General features: G+C 52.2%; 2 rRNA genes (1 of these 2 cut by a window edge). Both read right to left on the reverse strand.

What is annotated here, in order from left to right:
* Positions 1-45 precede the first annotated feature (45 nt).
* Positions 46-161, reverse strand: a 5S ribosomal RNA gene (gene rrf / locus ASC74_RS00005).
* A 156-nt stretch (positions 162-317) separates the two neighbouring features.
* Positions 318-2500, reverse strand: a 23S ribosomal RNA gene (locus tag ASC74_RS00010); it runs 709 nt beyond the window's last position.

Here is a 2500-nt window from a genome sequence, read left to right on the forward strand (position 1 = left end):
ACAAAACCCCTACCTGCATACGCAGATAGGGGTTTCGGAATTTAATCTTGACGATGACCTACTCTCACATGGGGAAACCCCACACTACCATCGGCGATGCATCGTTTCACTGCTGAGTTCGGGATGGGATCAGGTGGTTCCAATGCTCTATGGTCGTCAAGAAATTCGGGTACTGAGTCGTGACCTGTTGGTCTCGCTTCAGCAAATTGGGTATGTGACAGCRGGTGTTTTGTGAGTATCTCGAACTTTCGGTTCGTTTCGTCTTCACACACCGCAATCTGGYGCCYYTTCAGGWCAGCAAATTGCTTGGGTGTTATATGGTCAAGCCTCACGGGCAATTAGTATTGGTTAGCTCAACGCCTCACAGCGCTTACACACCCAACCTATCAACGTCGTAGTCTTCGACGGCCCTTCAGGGGACTCAAGGTCCCAGTGAGATCTCATCTTGAGGCTAGTTTCCCGCTTAGATGCTTTCAGCGGTTATCTATTCCGAACATAGCTACCCGGCAATGCCACTGGCGTGACAACCGGAACACCAGAGGTTCGTCCACTCCGGTCCTCTCGTACTAGGAGCAGCCCCTCTCAAATCTCAAACGTCCACGGCAGATAGGGACCGAACTGTCTCACGACGTTCTAAACCCAGCTCGCGTACCACTTTAAATGGCGAACAGCCATACCCTTGGGACCGGCTTCAGCCCCAGGATGTGATGAGCCGACATCGAGGTGCCAAACACCGCCGTCGATATGAACTCTTGGGCGGTATCAGCCTGTTATCCCCGGAGTACCTTTTATCCGTTGAGCGATGGCCCTTCCATACAGAACCACCGGATCACTAAGACCTACTTTCGTACCTGCTCGACGTGTCTGTCTCGCAGTCAAGCGCGCTTTTGCCTTTATACTCTACGACCGATTTCCGACCGGTCTGAGCGCACCTTCGTACTCCTCCGTTACTCTTTAGGAGGAGACCGCCCCAGTCAAACTACCCACCATACACTGTCCTCGATCCGGATAACGGACCTGAGTTAGAACCTCAAAGTTGCCAGGGTGGTATTTCAAGGTTGGCTCCACGCGAACTGGCGTCCACGCTTCAAAGCCTCCCACCTATCCTACACAAGCAAATTCAAAGTCCAGTGCAAAGCTATAGTAAAGGTTCACGGGGTCTTTCCGTCTAGCCGCGGATACACTGCATCTTCACAGCGATTTCAATTTCACTGAGTCTCGGGTGGAGACAGCGCCGCCATCGTTACGCCATTCGTGCAGGTCGGAACTTACCCGACAAGGAATTTCGCTACCTTAGGACCGTTATAGTTACGGCCGCCGTTTACCGGGGCTTCGATCAAGAGCTTCGCGTTAGCTAACCCCATCAATTAACCTTCCGGCACCGGGCAGGCGTCACACCCTATACGTCCACTTTCGTGTTTGCAGAGTGCTGTGTTTTTAATAAACAGTCGCAGCGGCCTGGTATCTTCGACCGGCATGGGCTTACGCAGTAAATGCTTCACCCTCACCGGCGCACCTTCTCCCGAAGTTACGGTGCCATTTTGCCTAGTTCCTTCACCCGAGTTCTCTCAAGCGCCTTGGTATTCTCTACCCAACCACCTGTGTCGGTTTGGGGTACGGTTCCTGGTTACCTGAAGCTTAGAAGCTTTTCTTGGAAGCATGGCATCAACCACTTCGTCACCCARAGGGTAACTCGTCATCAGCTCTCGGCCTTAGAATCCCGGATTTACCTAAGATTCCAGCCTACCACCTTAAACTTGGACAACCAACGCCAAGCTGGCCTAGCCTTCTCCGTCCCTCCATCGCAATAACCAGAAGTACAGGAATATTAACCTGTTTTCCATCGACTACGCTTTTCAGCCTCGCCTTAGGGACCGACTAACCCTGCGTCGATTAACGTTGCGCAGGAAACCTTGGTCTTTCGGCGTGGGTGTTTTTCACACCCATTGTCGTTACTCATGTCAGCATTCGCACTTCTGATACCTCCAGCAAGCTTCTCAACTCACCTTCACAGGCTTACAGAACGCTCCTCTACCGCATCACCTAAGTGATACCCGTAGCTTCGGTGTATGGTTTGAGCCCCGTTACATCTTCCGCGCAGGCCGACTCGACTAGTGAGCTATTACGCTTTCTTTAAAGGGTGGCTGCTTCTAAGCCAACCTCCTAGCTGTCTAAGCCTTCCCACATCGTTTCCCACTTAACCATAACTTTGGGACCTTAGCTGACGGTCTGGGTTGTTTCCCTTTTCACGACGGACGTTAGCACCCGCCGTGTGTCTCCCATGCTCGGCACTTGTAGGTATTCGGAGTTTGCATCGGTTTGGTAAGTCGGGATGACCCCCTAGCCGAAACAGTGCTCTACCCCCTACAGTGATACATGAGGCGCTACCTAAATAGCTTTCGAGGAGAACCAGCTATCTCCGAGCTTGATTAGCCTTTCACTCCGATCCACAGGTCATCCGCTAACTTTTCAACGGTAGTCGGTTCGGTCCTCCAGTTAG

Origin of the sequence: Pseudomonas sp. Root329, from assembly GCF_001424925.1 — a bacterium.
GTDB classification, from domain to species: Bacteria; Pseudomonadota; Gammaproteobacteria; order Pseudomonadales; family Pseudomonadaceae; genus Aquipseudomonas; species Aquipseudomonas arabinosi.